Source organism: Kineococcus auxinigenes (assembly GCF_050871525.1).
In the GTDB taxonomy this organism is placed as follows: Bacteria; Actinomycetota; Actinomycetes; order Actinomycetales; family Kineococcaceae; genus Kineococcus.
This window is the reverse complement of record NZ_JBKBCT010000182.1, coordinates 1-554: the sequence shown is the minus strand read 5'-3', so window position 1 is coordinate 554 and position 554 is coordinate 1. Positions and strand designations below refer to the sequence as shown.

2 protein-coding genes are annotated in these 554 nt (G+C 56.1%); one reads left to right on the top strand and one right to left on the bottom strand.

The features are described 5' to 3' along the window. Positions 1-182: hypothetical protein (locus tag ACRYR9_RS19920; RefSeq protein WP_432540245.1), on the bottom strand; the 182-nt coding region annotated here is incomplete at its 3' end. Between the two features lie 125 nt (positions 183-307). On the opposite strand from ACRYR9_RS19920, the gene ACRYR9_RS19915 reads away from it, so the two are divergent. After that, positions 308-554: hypothetical protein (locus tag ACRYR9_RS19915; RefSeq protein WP_432540244.1), on the top strand; the 247-nt coding region annotated here is incomplete at its 3' end.

The window sequence follows — 554 nt, the reverse complement described above, 5'->3', positions numbered from 1 at the left end:
TTCGTGGATTTCGAAATTTTCTTTTCCGGTTGGCTTGCGATATTTCCGAATGCCTGCATGGCGATGTCCTTCAATGTAGTAGGTGGGTTCTTCGATGGTGGAGTGCCATCACTACGTATAGGCACCAGCCGAAAGACATCAAACAGCTCTATAACCGCAGCGGCGAAACCGGCTGCCGCCATGGCTTCGCGGTGGTCGGGCGTCGGTAGGGCAGGTAGTTTTCGTCAAGCCAACCCGACAACGGTTGTTTGTTGGATGCGTCCAATCGCACTTTGGGCAACCATGTTGGCAAGAGCTGAGTCACCACATGTCCGACGCATACATCGATTGCGTCCCCACCTCCGGATGGCCAGACTGCCGCCCACACTTCCCATATGCCGGGTTCGATTTCTCGGAAGTGCCGTCCTCGACCGGGTACGAGCACTTCACTGTTGGCAGTGAGAGCTTTCGCTCGCAATACCGCTTGGGCACGCAGCAGGATGCGGTCGGTTCTGGCAAGGACTACGACGCGACGCAGTGTTTCGCTTTTCTCCAACACGAGTCCAATGCGACCG